Source organism: Escherichia sp. HH091_1A (genome assembly GCF_030295175.1).
Classification (GTDB): Bacteria; Pseudomonadota; Gammaproteobacteria; order Enterobacterales; family Enterobacteriaceae; genus Escherichia; species Escherichia coli_F.
On sequence record NZ_AP025747.1, the window covers coordinates 2,570,150 to 2,586,481 of the forward strand.

13 protein-coding genes are annotated in these 16,332 nt (G+C 53.3%); 7 read left to right on the forward strand and 6 right to left on the reverse strand.

Annotated features, from left to right (window positions below):
* Position 1: 1 nt before the first annotated feature.
* Positions 2-1,948, reverse strand: coding sequence for a protein kinase YegI (gene yegI, locus QUF14_RS12985; RefSeq protein WP_000856097.1), 1,947 nt, complete (start codon positions 1,946-1,948; stop codon positions 2-4).
* A 200-nt stretch (positions 1,949-2,148) separates the two neighbouring features.
* On the opposite strand from yegI, the gene QUF14_RS12990 reads away from it, so the two are divergent.
* A complete protein-coding gene (locus QUF14_RS12990; RefSeq protein ID WP_000722343.1) occupies positions 2,149-2,610 on the forward strand; it encodes a YegJ family protein in 462 nt (153 codons plus the stop codon).
* A gap of 64 nt (positions 2,611-2,674) precedes the next feature.
* Here QUF14_RS12990 and QUF14_RS12995 read toward each other — a convergent pair whose 3' ends face one another.
* The 5 genes from QUF14_RS12995 to QUF14_RS28925 form a co-directional block, all read right to left on the reverse strand.
* On the reverse strand, positions 2,675-3,436 hold the full coding sequence (locus QUF14_RS12995) for a PP2C family serine/threonine-protein phosphatase (RefSeq protein ID WP_000119088.1): 762 nt from the start codon (positions 3,434-3,436) through the stop codon (positions 2,675-2,677).
* Positions 3,433-4,092, reverse strand: coding sequence for a vWA domain-containing protein (locus tag QUF14_RS13000; protein ID WP_000003193.1), 660 nt, complete (start codon positions 4,090-4,092; stop codon positions 3,433-3,435). The genes QUF14_RS12995 and QUF14_RS13000 overlap by 4 nt, the downstream gene beginning before the upstream one ends.
* 217 nt (positions 4,093-4,309) lie before the next feature.
* Positions 4,310-4,366 (reverse strand): type I toxin-antitoxin system Ibs family toxin, encoded by a 57-nt coding sequence (locus QUF14_RS13005; protein WP_100249772.1) that lies wholly within the window; start codon positions 4,364-4,366, stop codon positions 4,310-4,312.
* 271 nt (positions 4,367-4,637) lie between these two features.
* The gene (locus QUF14_RS13010; RefSeq protein ID WP_100733667.1) at positions 4,638-4,694 is read right to left on the reverse strand and encodes a type I toxin-antitoxin system Ibs family toxin; all 57 of its coding nucleotides are present in this window, start codon (positions 4,692-4,694) and stop codon (positions 4,638-4,640) included.
* 271 nt (positions 4,695-4,965) lie between these two features.
* Positions 4,966-5,022, reverse strand: coding sequence for a type I toxin-antitoxin system Ibs family toxin (locus tag QUF14_RS28925; RefSeq protein ID WP_100733666.1), 57 nt, complete (start codon positions 5,020-5,022; stop codon positions 4,966-4,968).
* A 278-nt stretch (positions 5,023-5,300) separates the two neighbouring features.
* Between QUF14_RS28925 and mdtA the strand changes: the two genes are divergently transcribed.
* From mdtA to baeR, 6 genes are read left to right on the forward strand one after another with little or no spacing between them, the layout of a single operon-like run.
* Complete coding sequence (gene mdtA, locus QUF14_RS13015; RefSeq protein WP_000679023.1) at positions 5,301-6,548, forward strand: multidrug efflux RND transporter subunit MdtA; 1,248 nt, start codon at positions 5,301-5,303, stop codon at positions 6,546-6,548.
* On the forward strand, positions 6,548-9,670 hold the full coding sequence (gene mdtB, locus QUF14_RS13020) for a multidrug efflux RND transporter permease subunit MdtB (RefSeq protein ID WP_001197844.1): 3,123 nt from the start codon (positions 6,548-6,550) through the stop codon (positions 9,668-9,670). The genes mdtA and mdtB overlap by 1 nt, the downstream gene beginning before the upstream one ends.
* Entirely contained in the window at positions 9,671-12,748 is a 3,078-nt protein-coding gene (mdtC, locus tag QUF14_RS13025) for a multidrug efflux RND transporter permease subunit MdtC (RefSeq protein ID WP_000667575.1), read from the forward strand.
* Positions 12,749-14,164 carry an MFS transporter gene (locus QUF14_RS13030; RefSeq protein ID WP_000130899.1) on the forward strand — a complete coding sequence of 472 codons (1,416 nt, stop codon included), beginning with the start codon at positions 12,749-12,751 and terminating at the stop codon, positions 14,162-14,164.
* The gene (gene baeS / locus QUF14_RS13035; RefSeq protein WP_000675173.1) at positions 14,161-15,564 is read left to right on the forward strand and encodes an envelope stress sensor histidine kinase BaeS; all 1,404 of its coding nucleotides are present in this window, start codon (positions 14,161-14,163) and stop codon (positions 15,562-15,564) included. Before QUF14_RS13030 ends, baeS begins: the two co-directional genes overlap by 4 nt.
* On the forward strand, positions 15,561-16,283 hold the full coding sequence (gene baeR / locus QUF14_RS13040; protein WP_000137876.1) for an envelope stress response regulator BaeR: 723 nt from the start codon (positions 15,561-15,563) through the stop codon (positions 16,281-16,283). Before baeS ends, baeR begins: the two co-directional genes overlap by 4 nt.
* Positions 16,284-16,332: the final 49 nt, after the last annotated feature.

Here is a 16,332-nt window from a genome sequence, read left to right on the forward strand (position 1 = left end):
CTCAGCAGCGGCTTAAATCAGCCTGCGCCTGAGCCAATTTCTCCGCTGCCTGACGTAATGGTTCCATCAACGGCATGGTCCGTGCAGGAGCATGAAGGCGGAATCGCTGCAACTCTGTCGCGCCGACAGTCAGCGCCGATTCCAGCCGATGTCGTTTGGCGGTCATTTTCGCCATTACCGCTTGTCTGTCTGCTGGCGTTACCGCTTCATTCGGCCTGAACACAAAACGGCGTTCGCAACTCGCTTTCCAGTCGATAACCGCCTGTGTCAGATGATCACCAAACCCTTTCACTTGCTTAACACCACGACGGGTAACATCTGCTGCTGTTTCAATACCAAAAGACCGTAACGCCGCTTTACGCGCAGGGCCAACACCGGGTATAGAGGCAACATCAATAAAAAATCCCTCCAGAAACTTCTGCTTCTGCCGTTCCCTTGCGGTGTCGTGAAGTGCTGCCACCGCGCGCTTTTCTTCTTCCGGTAAACCGAGAATTTCGTCCTTCATTTTTTCGAGCATCGTCCGTTTGGCGATAAAACCTTCCAACCCGCCCAACTGTTGGATCTGGCTGACTAAATGGTCATAGTCCATTTTCGCACGATTAAATACCTCACGACGGTGCTGGACTTCTGCTTTGTAAGCTTTGCTTGTCAGACTGCCAATAATCCAGATAGCCGCCAGCACAGGAACCAAAATAATATAACGCGGTTCTGCCTGAAGACCGCAAAGCAACAGCGATAACGCTGACAGTGTGATCTCAATCAGAATAATGTATTCACGCCGTAACAGGCCTAAAGGAAGCGGCCTGCCAGCTGGTTGGAAATGATCGGGTAATGGCAGTTGCAATGCTGGTGGTGCTACTGACGCCATCACCATCGCCCAGACTTTCGCCAGCACAAAATCACCGCTGGTGGTAATGACCTCTTCGCCGAGATCAATAAAATAGATAACGCCTTGATTATCCAGCGCACACCACGGGCAGTCGGTTAAATGACAAGGGTAAACATGCATTGCTGAAACGGTACATTTCTTTAATTGTTGGCGTAGTAAATCAAGTGCCGCAACCCACGCTTTTGCCGTCGGACGCCCGGTTGCCACGCCACTTTCCGTGAATGCCTGCTGAAACATGGCTGCAACATCACCCGGTAACATCGATAGCGGAATCGATCGTGGCGGCGGTTTTAAGCCACGTCTCTGATTGTCTGACGCGTAGGCATAACGAAAATGGGCAATATCCGTCTCCAGCGCATTACCCGCCTCAGAGATAAGCGGCACACCAGAATAAGGATGCCGCCCACCAAACAATACGTGAAAAATCAGCAACGCAAGGCCAAAATTATCGTGATTCGCGGTGCGTTCAAAGCCGACAAATGATGGCAAGGTTTGCAGCTCTGGCGGCGTAAAATGCGACACGCCGACTTCGCATAAATGCAGCGTTCCAGTGGCGTTAATCTGAAAGGAGTCGCTATCAATCAACACCACTTTGCTGTCACGGCCTACCATAAAGCTGTTCTGGTTTACGTCACCCACGACGTGCCCGTGCTCGTGAACCGTAGCAAAAGATGAAGCAATATTGCGCGCAACATAGAGGAGAAAATCCCACGCGCAATGAGGGTAACTCTGACGACGATGTGCCGGGCTATAGATCATATGAATCGGTTCTTTACCAGAAACTTTTGGCATCATAAAACCGATAACCTTCCCACCTCGTCCACTATGAAGCGTTGCCTGCGGCCAGGCGACATAATTCAACAACTGCGCGTCAGCTGTCGCAGCCATAAAGCTAAGTTTGTCCTGTTTTAAGGCGGGTGGAGGTGTGTGATAAATCTTGGCAACGCTATCGACAAACTCCTCGATATCATAAACCGCGCCTTCGCCGCCTTTGCCCAGTTCACGCCCGAGAGTGGTCAATTCACCTGTCGATGTAAATACTTTTATATTTGTCTTCATAATGTTTCAAGGGCAGTCATATTATATTTCAATGAATAATAACACTGCCCATTATAATTATTTCTATATTGGAAGAGTCCCACTCAAGAATAAAAATGATAATGCAATTTCATCAGGATACAATTCAATTCCAACCTGATAATGATTCACTTCCACAGGTTTTTTGCTAACTTTTACTACACAGGGATTCTGGAGAAAAAATGAAAAAGATATTACTTATGTTGAGTCTGCTATTTTTTACTACCGCGGGCTTTAGTGAGATTTCGGATACGTTAGTGACAGGAGGTTATGATAAAAAGGCGATGTCTGACGCGATTAAACATGCGCGGAAAGAAACCGATCAATTCATCGAAGTTATGAATAAAAAAGATGCTGATACTTTCGCAGTCAAAGCCCCGATAACCGATCGCGGAGAAACCGAGCATTTCTGGCTCACGGATGTCACTTATTCTAACGGCATGTTTATTGGTATAATAAGCAATGACCCTGGTATTGTTACAAACGTAGAATATGGCCAGGAGTGGAAAATCAAGAAAGAAGATATTTCAGACTGGATGTATACGCGCGGGGATAAAATTTACGGTGGTTATACCATTGATCCTTTATTGGTCACCTATCCAAAAGAAGAAGCCGACGAGCTAAGAGCAAAATTAGTTCGCTAGCCAGCCATTATATTGATTGCTTAAACTGGCGGTTGAACCGTTGTCTTCAACCGCCATGCGATGTTCATTCTGTCCACATAGCCAGTGCTAACGTTTTATCATCATCGGTACGCTCGTTTACCGCTGGGCTGGACAAAAACTGCTTTAACAATTCAGGTAATAAATCGAGTTGTTCCTGCGTTGCTGACGCCAGTCCATTGAAAAACGGGGTAAAGAAAGGCACATGCGGAGAATTATCCAGCATATTTAACGCCAGTCTCTGAATACCATCCGTAAATGCTGCAACTCTATGCGCACGCTCAGTGCTGGTGAAAGTTTCAAGTCTGGAAACGGCATCTTCATCGGTAATGAAATGCGTCATGTTGGCATATTCACCCACCATCGGCGTGAGCGGCAATTGCAGATCGTGACCCAAATCTACCACCACGCCGCCATCGCCAATCTGCATAATCAATGTGCCGTTAGGCGATGAAATCAGTCCCAGAAACGTGCAGGCAAAATCACGAACTGCTAATTCTTTAGCTTCCGCCTCGGCAAAAAGTCGCTGACGAACGGTCAGCACAATATCCGTTGCGAGGACATCATTAAGCCCCAATTCCCCGCCCTGCACTTTTTGCATCATATAAGCCATCGCTTCATTGACGGCAAGCGTCGCACCTTCGCCACCCTGGGAAACGCTGCCTGCGCCATCAGCGACAAATACCGTCAATAATGGCTGCTGGTCATTTAGCCAGACAACCTGCATCTGGCAGGCATCCTGGCAAGACAAGTCAGCGCTGATGTGCGACGTTCCAACGGCTGATGCATAAACCAGACGCCAGCTCACACTGACGTCCAGCCTTTTGGCGCTTCCAGTACAACTTCCATTCCCGGCGTGGAGCGGGAAACCGAACGCAGCGAACTGGATAACCAGCTAAACAGTTCGCGGAATTGTAATCCTTGAAGAGGCAAAGGCTGACGAACGCTGATTTGGGCCAGCGTCTTCATATCCGCCCCCTGAACACCGATGGAAAAGAAGGCAAACTTCTTATCTTCTTCCCCCTGAAACACCTTGTTGGCAGCAGCCTGCCACTCATCGGTTGGTGCGCCATCGGTAATCAGGAAAATCCACGGACGATAATAGGAAATACCATTGGCGCGATACTCACGTTTGCGCTCCTCAACCATATTCAGGGCTTTGGTAATGGCGGCCCCCATTGGTGTATCGCCCTGGGCAAACAGGATGGGCGGGAAAAAATTAGCGGCGCTGGTAAATGGTTGTTCCACATGCACCGGGCCGAACGTCACAATACCGAGTTCCACTCTTTTTAAGGCCAGCGAATCGGCAAGCAGCTCATCGCGAAAGGTAACCAATCCGGCGTTAAGTTCATTAATAGGTCTACCACTCATCGAACCAGAAACATCCAACAGCAAAATGCAGGGGCAACGTGGTTCCGGGTTACTGGCAAAATCGCTGGTGGCAAACGTGATTTGTTCGCTCATAAGAAATCCTTTCTTAGAGAATTATTGAGGTCCGGTATCATACCGACTGCAATAATGAAATAAGAGCAGGCAAAGCAACTTTCAGAATTCGGCCCATAAGCGCAGAGGGTTTTGCTATTCGCCCCGCAAGAACGTGGACTTACAGATTGACAATAAGGGTGGAGTAACATAACTTCAGGAGTGAGGGTAGAGCGGGGTTTCCCCCGCCCTGGTAGTCTTAGTAAGCTGGCCAGCTAATAACTAAGAGCACCACGATGATGAGTAGCTTCATCATGACCCTTTCCTTATTTAAGGCCCCTTCCTCGGGAGGGGCTTTCCCGTTTCAGCGTCCCGCTGAAATCGGCGGCCTACCTCCTTTCGCCATGCAAGCAGTCTATCGCTAACTTGCAGATAAAATAGTTTCACATGTGATTATTGCGTAACGTCTCGCAAAGAATATTTGCTGGCAGGATCGCAGACTACAAAGCCTGCGGATTGACAATCTGATTGTGAAGGCATACTTTCAGGAGTGAGGGTAGAGCGGGGTTTCCCCCGCCCTGGTAGTCTTAGTAAGCCGGTAAGCTAATGACTAAGAGCACCACGATGATGAGTATCTTCATCATGACCCTTTCCTTATTTAAGGCCCCTTCCTCGGGAGGGGCTTTCCCGTTTCAGCGTCCCGCTGAAATCGGCGGCCTACCTCCTTTTGCCCTGAATGCAGTCTATCGCTAACGCGTAGATAAAATAGTTTCATCTGTGATTATTGCGTAACGTCTCGCAAAGAATATTTGCTGGCAGGATCGCAGACTACAAAGCCTGCGGATTGACAATCTGATTGTGAAGGCATACTTTCAGGAGTGAGGGTAGAGCGGGGTTTCCCCCGCCCTGGTAGTCTTAGTAAGCTGGGTAGCTAACGACTAAGAGCACCACGATGATGATCCACTTCATCATGACCCTTTCCTTATTTAAGGCCCCTTCCTCGGGAGGGGCTTTCCCGTTTCAGCGTCCCGCTGAAATCGTCGGCCTACCTCCTTTTGCCCTTAATGCAGTCTATCGCTAACGCGTAGATAAAATAGTTTCCTGTGTTATTACTGGATGCGTGCTCGCAAAAGTGCCCGTCATTCAGACGATTCCCGACAGTGTTTCATAATTCCTCCATTTTTCTCCCTTATTGGCTGGCTACACTAGTATCATTCCGCGAAACGTTTCAGGAAGAGAAACTCTTAACGATGAAAGGCAGTTATAAATCCCGTTGGGTAATCGTAATCGTGGTGGTTATCGCCGCCATCGCCGCTTTCTGGTTCTGGCAAGGCCGCAATGAATCCCAGAGCGCAGCGCCAGGTGCGACGAAGCAAGCACAGCAGTCGCCAGCCGGTGGCCGCCGTGGTATGCGTTCCGGCCCATTGGCCCCGGTTCAGGCAGCAACTGCCGTGGAACAGGCGGTTCCGCGTTACCTCACCGGGCTTGGTACGATTACCGCTGCTAACACCGTTACGGTGCGCAGTCGCGTAGATGGTCAACTGATGGCATTACATTTCCAGGAGGGTCAGCAGGTCAAAGCAGGCGATTTACTGGCAGAAATTGACCCCAGCCAGTTCAAAGTTGCATTAGCACAAGCTCAGGGGCAACTGGCAAAAGATAAAGCCACACTAGCCAACGCCCGCCGTGATTTAGCGCGTTATCAGCAACTGGCAAAAACCAATCTCGTCTCCCGTCAGGAATTGGATGCCCAACAGGCGCTGGTCAGTGAAACCGAAGGTACCATTAAGGCTGATGAAGCGAGCGTCGCCAGTGCGCAGCTGCAACTCGACTGGAGCCGCATCACCGCACCAGTCGATGGTCGCGTTGGTCTCAAGCAGGTTGATGTTGGTAACCAAATCTCCAGTGGTGATACCACCGGGATTGTGGTGATCACCCAGACGCATCCTATCGATTTGCTCTTTACCCTGCCGGAAAGCGATATCACTACCGTAGTACAGGCGCAAAAAGCCGGAAAACCGCTGGTTGTTGAAGCCTGGGATCGCACCAACTCGAAGAAATTAAGTGAAGGCACGCTGTTAAGTCTCGATAACCAAATCGATGCCACTACCGGTACGATTAAAGTGAAAGCACGCTTTAATAATCAGGATGATGCGCTGTTTCCCAATCAGTTTGTTAACGCGCGCATGTTAGTCGACACCGAACAAAACGCCGTGGTGATCCCCGCCGCCGCCCTGCAAATGGGCAACGAAGGCCATTTTGTCTGGGTGCTGAATAGCGAAAACAAGGTCAGCAAACATCTGGTGACGCCGGGCATTCAGGACAGTCAGAAAGTGGTGATCCGCGCAGGTATTTCTGCAGGCGACCGCGTAGTGACGGATGGCATTGATCGTCTGACCGAAGGGGCGAAAGTGGAAGTGGTTGAAGCTCAAAGCGCCACCACTTCGGAAGAGAAAGCCACCAGCCGCGAATACGTGAAAAAAGGAGCACGCTCCTGATGCAGGTGTTACCCCCGAGCAGCACAGGCGGCCCGTCGCGCCTGTTTATTATGCGTCCTGTCGCCACCACGCTGCTGATGGTGGCGATCTTACTCGCCGGGATTATCGGTTATCGTGCCCTGCCCGTTTCGGCGCTGCCGGAAGTGGACTATCCAACCATTCAGGTGGTCACCCTCTACCCAGGTGCCAGCCCGGATGTCATGACCTCTGCCGTTACCGCACCGCTCGAACGCCAGTTCGGGCAGATGTCCGGCCTGAAACAGATGTCGTCGCAAAGTTCCGGCGGCGCGTCAGTTATCACTTTGCAGTTCCAGCTAACATTACCGCTGGATGTCGCCGAGCAGGAAGTGCAGGCCGCGATTAACGCTGCGACCAACTTGTTGCCGAGCGATCTGCCTAACCCGCCGGTTTACAGCAAAGTGAACCCGGCAGATCCGCCGATCATGACGCTTGCCGTCACATCAACCGCCATGCCGATGACGCAAGTGGAAGACATGGTGGAAACCCGCGTCGCGCAGAAGATCTCGCAGATTTCCGGCGTCGGGCTGGTGACGCTTTCCGGCGGTCAGCGTCCGGCTGTTCGCGTCAAACTTAACGCCCAGGCGATTGCCGCCCTCGGCCTGACCAGCGAAACCGTGCGCACCGCCATTACCGGCGCTAACGTTAACTCGGCTAAAGGTAGCCTCGACGGCCCTTCCCGCGCGGTCACGCTTTCCGCGAACGACCAGATGCAATCTGCAGATGAATATCGCCAGTTGATTATCGCCTACCAGAACGGCGCGCCGATTCGTCTTGGTGATGTCGCAACCGTTGAACAAGGCGCAGAAAACAGTTGGCTTGGCGCATGGGCGAACAAAGAACAGGCCATTGTGATGAATGTTCAGCGCCAGCCCGGTGCTAACATTATCTCTACCGCCGACAGCATCCGGCAGATGCTGCCACAGCTCACCGAGAGTCTGCCGAAATCGGTGAAGGTGACGGTACTTTCCGATCGCACTACCAATATCCGCGCATCGGTCGACGATACCCAGTTTGAGCTGATGATGGCTATCGCGCTGGTAGTCATGATTATCTACCTGTTTCTGCGCAATATTCCGGCGACCATCATTCCTGGCGTCGCGGTGCCGCTGTCGTTAATTGGCACCTTTGCGGTTATGGTGTTTCTCGATTTTTCAATCAATAACCTGACGCTGATGGCGTTAACCATCGCCACCGGATTCGTGGTCGATGACGCCATCGTGGTGATCGAAAACATTTCCCGCTATATCGAAAAAGGCGAAAAACCGTTGGCGGCGGCGCTCAAGGGCGCGGGTGAAATCGGCTTTACCATAATCTCGCTGACCTTCTCACTGATTGCAGTGCTGATCCCGCTGCTGTTTATGGGCGATATCGTCGGGCGACTGTTCCGCGAATTTGCCATTACCCTGGCGGTAGCGATTTTGATCTCAGCCGTGGTGTCGCTGACCCTGACACCGATGATGTGCGCGCGGATGCTCAGCCAGGAGTCGCTGCGTAAACAGAACCGCTTCTCCCGGGCCTCGGAAAAAATGTTCGACAGGATAATTGCCGCCTATGGTCGTGGACTGGCGAAAGTGCTGAATCATCCGTGGCTGACCTTAAGCGTGGCGCTCAGCACGCTGCTGCTGAGCGTTCTATTGTGGGTGTTCATTCCGAAAGGTTTCTTCCCGGTACAGGACAACGGCATTATTCAGGGCACTTTGCAGGCACCGCAGTCCAGCTCCTTTGCCAATATGGCCCAGCGGCAACGCCAGGTCGCGGATGTGATTTTGCAGGATCCGGCAGTGCAAAGTCTGACCTCGTTTGTTGGCGTTGATGGCACTAACCCGTCGCTGAACAGTGCGCGTTTACAGATCAACCTCAAACCGTTGGATGAACGTGATGACCGGGTGCAAAAAGTTATCTCCCGTCTGCAATCGGCGGTCGATAAAGTGCCGGGTGTCGATCTCTTCCTGCAACCAACGCAGGATCTGACTATCGATACTCAGGTCAGCCGCACCCAGTACCAGTTTACCTTGCAGGCCACATCGCTGGATGCGCTCAGTACCTGGGTGCCGCAACTCGTGGAAAAACTCCAGCAGCTGCCGCAGCTTTCTGATGTCTCCAGCGACTGGCAGGACAAAGGGCTGGTGGCGTATGTCAATGTTGATCGCGACAGCGCCAGCCGTCTGGGGATCAGCATGGCGGACGTCGATAACGCCCTGTACAACGCGTTTGGTCAGCGGCTGATTTCCACTATTTATACTCAGGCTAACCAGTATCGCGTGGTGCTGGAGCACAATACCGAAAATACCCCAGGGCTTGCGGCGCTGGATACCATTCGCCTGACCAGCAGCGACGGTGGCGTGGTGCCGTTAAGCTCAATTGCCAAAATTGAGCAGCGTTTTGCGCCGCTCTCCATCAACCATCTGGATCAGTTCCCGGTAACGACCATCTCCTTTAACGTGCCGGATAACTATTCTCTCGGTGATGCGGTGCAGGCAATTATGGATACCGAAAAGACACTGAATCTGCCGGTGGATATCACCACACAATTCCAGGGCAGCACCCTCGCCTTCCAGTCGGCATTGGGCAGCACTGTCTGGCTGATTGTCGCAGCGGTGGTGGCGATGTATATCGTGCTCGGCATTCTGTACGAGAGCTTTATCCACCCGATCACCATTCTCTCGACGTTGCCAACGGCAGGTGTTGGCGCACTGCTGGCGCTAATGATTGCCGGAAGTGAGCTGGATGTGATCGCCATCATCGGCATTATTTTGCTGATCGGTATTGTGAAGAAAAACGCCATCATGATGATCGACTTCGCGCTGGCTGCCGAGCGCGAGCAAGGCATGTCGCCGCGCGATGCAATTTACCAGGCCTGTTTGCTGCGTTTTCGTCCGATCCTGATGACCACTCTGGCGGCACTGCTTGGCGCGCTGCCGCTGATGTTGAGCACCGGAGTCGGCGCGGAACTACGTCGTCCGTTAGGCATCGGCATGGTCGGCGGCCTGATTGTTAGCCAGGTGCTGACGCTGTTCACCACGCCGGTGATTTATCTGCTGTTCGACCGCCTGGCATTGTGGACCAAAAGTCGCTTTGTCCGTCATGAAGAGGAGGCGTAAGTGAAGTTTTTTGCCCTCTTCATTTACCGCCCGGTGGCGACGATTTTACTGTCGGTCGCCATTACCCTGTGCGGAATACTGGGTTTCCGTATGCTGCCGGTCGCCCCGCTGCCACAGGTCGATTTTCCGGTGATTATGGTCAGCGCCTCGCTGCCCGGTGCATCACCGGAGACAATGGCGTCTTCCGTCGCCACGCCGCTGGAGCGCTCACTTGGGCGCATCGCCGGGGTCAGTGAAATGACCTCCAGCAGTTCGCTTGGCAGCACGCGTATTATTTTGCAGTTTGATTTTGACCGGGATATCAACGGCGCGGCGCGCGATGTGCAGGCGGCGATCAACGCCGCGCAAAGTTTGCTGCCCAGTGGGATGCCAAGCCGTCCGACCTATCGCAAAGCGAATCCTTCGGATGCGCCAATTATGATCCTCACGCTGACATCCGATACTTATTCGCAAGGTGAACTGTACGATTTCGCCTCGACGCAACTGGCTCCGACAATTTCGCAAATCGACGGCGTCGGTGATGTCGATGTCGGCGGCAGCTCGTTGCCCGCCGTGCGCGTTGGGCTGAACCCGCAGGCGCTGTTTAATCAGGGCGTCTCGCTGGACGATGTGCGCACTGCCATCAGCAATGCCAACGTGCGTAAACCGCAGGGGGCGCTGGAAGATGGCACTCACCGCTGGCAGATACAGACCAATGATGAGCTAAAAACCGCTACCGAATACCAACCGCTGATTATTCATTACAACAACGGCGGCGCGGTTCGTCTGGGCGATGTGGCGACGGTGACCGATTCGGTGCAGGATGTGCGCAACGCCGGGATGACCAACGCTAAACCGGCTATTTTGCTGATGATCCGCAAGCTGCCGGAAGCCAATATTATCCAGACGGTTGACAGCATCCGGGCAAAATTACCGGAGTTGCAGGAGACCATTCCGGCGGCGATTGATCTGCAAATTGCCCAGGATCGCTCCCCCACCATTCGCGCCTCACTGGAGGAAGTCGAGCAAACGCTGATTATCTCGGTGGCGCTGGTGATTCTGGTGGTGTTTTTATTCCTGCGCTCGGGTCGCGCCACTACTATTCCCGCCGTTGCGGTGCCGGTTTCGCTGATTGGTACGTTTGCCGCGATGTATCTGTGTGGTTTCAGTCTCAATAATCTTTCGTTAATGGCGCTGACCATCGCCACTGGCTTTGTGGTGGATGATGCCATCGTGGTGCTGGAAAACATTGCCCGTCATCTGGAAGCGGGGATGAAACCGTTGCAAGCCGCGCTGCAAGGTACTCGCGAAGTCGGCTTTACGGTGCTGTCGATGAGTCTGTCGCTGGTGGCGGTGTTCCTGCCGCTGCTGTTGATGGGCGGATTGCCGGGCCGACTGTTACGCGAATTTGCCGTGACGCTTTCTGTCGCCATTGGTATTTCGTTGCTGGTTTCCCTGACGTTAACGCCGATGATGTGCGGCTGGATGCTAAAAGCCAGCAAGCCGCGCGAGCAAAAGCGTCTGCGTGGTTTTGGTCGCATGTTGGTTGCTCTGCAACAAGGCTACGGCAAGTCGCTGAAATGGGTGCTCAATCATACCCGTCTGGTGGGTGTAGTGCTGCTTGGCACCATTGCGCTGAATATCTGGCTGTATATCTCGATCCCGAAAACCTTCTTCCCGGAGCAGGACACCGGCGTGTTGATGGGCGGGATACAGGCGGATCAGAGCATTTCGTTTCAGGCGATGCGCGGTAAGTTGCAGGATTTCATGAAAATTATCCGTGACGATCCGGCAGTGGATAATGTCACCGGCTTTACCGGTGGCTCGCGGGTGAACAGTGGGATGATGTTTATCACTCTCAAACCACGCGACGAGCGCAGCGAAACGGCGCAGCAAATTATCGACCGTCTACGGGTGAAGCTGGCGAAAGAACCGGGAGCGAATCTGTTCCTGATGGCGGTGCAAGATATTCGCGTTGGCGGACGTCAGTCGAACGCCAGTTATCAGTACACGTTGCTGTCCGACGACCTGGCGGCGCTGCGCGAATGGGAGCCGAAAATCCGCAAAAAACTGGCAACGTTACCGGAACTGGCGGACGTGAATTCCGACCAGCAGGATAACGGCGCGGAGATGAATCTGGTTTACGACCGCGACACTATGGCACGACTGGGAATCGACGTGCAGGCCGCCAACAGCCTGTTGAATAACGCCTTCGGGCAGCGGCAAATCTCGACCATTTACCAGCCCATGAACCAGTATAAAGTGGTGATGGAAGTGGATCCACGCTATACCCAGGACATCAGTGCACTGGAAAAAATGTTCGTCATTAATAACGAAGGAAAAGCGATCCCGCTGTCGTATTTCGCTAAATGGCAACCGGCGAATGCCCCGCTGTCGGTGAATCATCAGGGATTATCGGCGGCCTCGACCATCTCGTTCAACTTGCCGACCGGAAAATCGCTCTCGGACGCCAGTGCGGCGATTGACCGCGCAATGACCCAGCTAGGTGTGCCTTCGACGGTGCGCGGCAGTTTTGCCGGAACAGCGCAGGTATTCCAGGAGACGATGAACTCGCAGGTGATCCTGATTATCGCAGCCATCGCCACGGTGTATATCGTGCTGGGTATCCTTTACGAGAGTTACGTACATCCATTGACGATTCTCTCCACCCTGCCCTCGGCGGGCGTTGGAGCGCTGTTGGCGCTGGAGCTGTTCAATGCCCCGTTCAGCCTAATCGCCCTGATAGGGATCATGCTATTAATCGGCATCGTGAAGAAAAACGCTATTATGATGGTCGATTTTGCGCTCGAAGCCCAACGGCACGGTAACCTGACGCCGCAGGAAGCTATTTTCCAGGCCTGTCTGCTGCGTTTTCGCCCGATTATGATGACTACCCTGGCGGCGCTGTTTGGTGCGCTGCCGTTGGTATTGTCGGGCGGTGACGGCTCGGAGCTGCGCCAACCCCTGGGGATCACCATTGTCGGAGGTCTGGTAATGAGCCAGCTTCTGACGCTGTATACCACGCCAGTGGTGTATCTCTTTTTTGACCGTCTGCGGCTGCGTTTTTCGCGTAAACCTAAACAAACGGTAACCGAGTAAATGACAGATCTTCCCGACAGCACCCGCTGGCAATTGTGGATTGTGGCTTTCGGCTTCTTTATGCAGTCGCTGGACACCACCATCGTAAACACCGCCCTTCCCTCAATGGCGCAAAGCCTTGGGGAAAGTCCGTTGCATATGCACATGGTCATTGTCTCTTATGTACTGACCGTGGCGGTGATGCTGCCCGCCAGCGGCTGGCTGGCGGACAAAGTCGGCGTGCGCAATATTTTCTTTACCGCCATCGTACTGTTTACTCTCGGTTCACTGTTTTGCGCGCTTTCCGGCACGCTAAACGAACTGTTGCTGGCACGCGCGTTACAGGGCGTTGGCGGCGCGATGATGGTGCCGGTTGGCAGGTTGACGGTGATGAAAATTGTACCGCGCGAGCAATATATGGCGGCGATGACCTTTGTTACGCTGCCCGGGCAAGTCGGTCCGCTGCTTGGTCCGGCGCTCGGCGGCCTGCTGGTGGAATACGCGTCCTGGCACTGGATCTTTTTGATCAACATTCCGGTAGGGATTATCGGTGCGATCGCCACGCTGATGTTAATGCCAAACTACACCATGCAGACGCGGCGTTTCGATCTCTCCGGTTTTTTGTTGCTGGCGGTCGGCATGGCGGTATTAACGCTGGCGCTGGATGGCAGTAAAGGCACGGGACTTTCACCGCAGGCGATTGCCGGACTGGCAGCGATTGGCGTGGTGGCACTGGTGCTTTATCTGCTGCACGCCAGAAACAACAACCGCGCCCTGTTCAGTCTGAAACTGTTCCGCACTCGTACCTTTTCGCTGGGCCTGGCGGGGAGCTTTGCCGGACGTATCGGCAGTGGCATGTTGCCCTTTATGACACCGGTTTTCTTACAGATTGGCCTCGGTTTCTCGCCGTTTCATGCCGGATTGATGATGATCCCGATGGTGCTCGGCAGCATGGGAATGAAGCGAATTGTAGTGCAGGTGGTGAATCGCTTTGGTTATCGTCGGGTACTGGTGGCGACCACGCTGGGCCTGTCGCTGGTCACCCTGCTGTTTATGACTACCGCGCTGCTGGGCTGGTACTACGTTTTGCCGTTCGTCCTGTTTTTACAAGGAATGGTCAACTCGACACGTTTCTCCTCCATGAACACCCTGACGCTGAAAGATCTACCAGACAATCTGGCGAGCAGCGGCAACAGCCTGCTGTCGATGATTATGCAATTATCGATGAGTATCGGCGTCACCATCGCCGGGCTGTTGCTGGGGCTTTTTGGTTCACAGCATGTCAGCGTAGACAGCAGCACCACACAAACCGTCTTTATGTACACCTGGCTTAGCATGGCGTTTATCATCGCCCTTCCGGCGTTTGTCTTTGCCAGAGTGCCAAACGATACGCATCAAAATGTCGCTATTTCGCGACGAAAAAGGAGCGCGCAATGAAGTTCTGGCGACCCGGTATTACCGGCAAACTGTTTCTGGCGATTTTCGCCACCTGCATTGTCTTATTGATCACGATGCACTGGGCGGTACGTATCAGTTTTGAGCGCGGCTTTATCGATTACATCAAGCATGGTAATGAACAACGGCTGCAAATGCTCGGCGATGCGCTTGGTGAGCAGTACGCCCAGCACGGGAACTGGCGCTTCCTGCGTAATAACGATCGCTTTGTATTTCAGATCCTACGTTCGCTGGAGCATGATAACAACGAAGATAAGCCCGGCCCCGGTATGCCGCCACACGGTTGGCGCACGCAATTCTGGGTGGTTGATCAAAACAACAAAGTGCTGGTTGGCCCGCGAGCACCGATTCCACCAGACGGCACACGGCGGCCCATTATGGTCAATGGGGCGGAAGTGGGTGCGGTGATCGCCTCCCCTGTTGAACGACTGACCCGCAATACCGACATCAATTTTGACAGACAACAGAGGCAAACCAGTTGGCTGATTGTCGCTTTATCTACCTTGTTAGCGGCGCTGGCGACATTCCCACTGGCGCGCGGTTTGCTGGCTCCGGTCAAACGACTGGTGGACGGTACACACAAACTGGCAGCGGGCGATTTCACTACTCGCGTGACGCCCACCAGCGAAGATGAATTGGGCAAACTGGCGCAAGACTTCAACCAGCTCGCCAGCACGCTGGAGAAAAACCAACAGATGCGCCGCGATTTTATGGCCGATATCTCCCACGAGCTGCGCACGCCTTTAGCGGTACTGCGCGGCGAACTGGAAGCTATTCAGGATGGCGTGCGTAAATTCACGCCGGAGACGGTGGCTTCTTTACAGGCAGAGGTCGGTACACTGACCAAACTGGTGGATGATCTTCATCAATTGTCGATGTCTGATGAAGGCGCTCTCGCCTACCAGAAATCGTCGGTGGATCTGATCCCGCTACTGGAAGTCGCGGGTGGCGCATTTCGTGAGCGTTTCGCCAGCCGCGGGCTGAAACTGCAATTTTCCCTACCAGACAGCATTACCGTATTTGGCGATCGCGATCGTTTAATGCAGTTGTTCAATAACTTACTGGAAAACAGCCTGCGCTATACCGACAGCGGCGGCAGCCTGCATATCTCTGCCGAGCAACATGACAAAACGGTGCGCCTGACCTTTGCCGACAGTGCACCGGGCGTTAGTGACGATCAACTGCAAAAATTGTTTGAGCGTTTTTATCGCACCGAAGGTTCCCGCAACCGTGCCAGCGGCGGTTCCGGCCTGGGGCTGGCTATTTGTCTTAACATTGTTGAAGCACATAATGGTCGCATTGTTGCCGCTCATTCGCCTTTTGGCGGGGTAAGCATTACAGTAGAGTTACCGCTGGAACGGGATTTACAGAGAGAAGTATGACCGAGTTACCAATCGACGAAAACACGCCACGTATTTTGATCGTGGAAGATGAACCGAAGCTGGGGCAGTTGCTTATTGATTATCTGCGTGCTGCGAGCTATGCGCCGACGCTTATCAGCCACGGCGATCAGGTACTGCCATATGTGCGCCAGACACCACCGGATCTGATCCTGTTGGATCTGATGCTCCCTGGCACCGATGGCCTGACGTTGTGTCGGGAGATTCGTCGTTTTTCTGACATTCCGATCGTGATGGTGACAGCAAAAATCGAAGAGATCGACCGCCTGCTCGGGCTGGAGATTGGCGCAGATGATTATATCTGTAAGCCGTACAGTCCACGGGAAGTGGTAGCACGCGTCAAAACCATTTTGCGCCGTTGCAAACCGCAGCGTGAGTTGCAGCAACAGGATGCTGAAAGCCCGTTGATTATCGACGAAGGTCGTTTTCAGGCTTCATGGCGCGGTAAAATGCTTGACCTGACGCCTGCGGAATTTCGTCTGCTGAAAACACTCTCTCATGAACCAGGAAAAGTGTTCTCCCGCGAGCAATTGCTCAATCATCTTTATGACGACTACCGCGTAGTAACTGACCGCACCATCGACAGCCACATTAAAAACCTGCGTCGCAAGCTGGAAGCTCTGGACGAAGAGCAGTCTTTTATCCGCGCCGTCTACGGTGTCGGTTATCGCTGGGAAGCCGACGCCTGCCGCATCGTTTAACATTTTTACCTGCCGGAGAAGGCATTCACGCCGCATCCGGCAGCATTAT